A 326-nucleotide genomic window follows, 5' to 3' on the forward strand; every position below is an offset into this window, starting at 1 on the left:
GAATGGACGGGACTCGAACCCGCGACCCCCTGCGTGACAGGCAGGTATTCTAACCAGCTGAACTACCACTCCGCTAAATGAGGTATAATTGGCAGTGACCTACTCTCACATGGGGAAGCCCCACACTACCATCGGCGTAACAATGTTTCACTTCTGAGTTCGATATGGATTCAGGTGGGACCATTGCACTGTTGCTGCCAAAATTTTTATTTTGTTAATTTACTCTAAAAATAAACTAACAAAATAAAAAGTACCTGGCGGTGTCCTACTCTCACATGGGGAAGCCCCACACTACCATCGGCGCATCGGCGTTTCACTTCTGAGTT

General features: G+C 47.2%; 1 rRNA gene. It reads right to left on the reverse strand.

Annotated features, from left to right (window positions below):
- Positions 1-86: 86 nt before the first annotated feature.
- Positions 87-202 (reverse strand): 5S ribosomal RNA (gene rrf, locus QP437_RS09805).
- Positions 203-326: the final 124 nt, after the last annotated feature.

The sequence above is a fragment of the Haemophilus sp. UMB1048 genome, assembly GCF_030218125.1.
Lineage (GTDB): Bacteria > Pseudomonadota > Gammaproteobacteria > Enterobacterales > Pasteurellaceae > Haemophilus_D.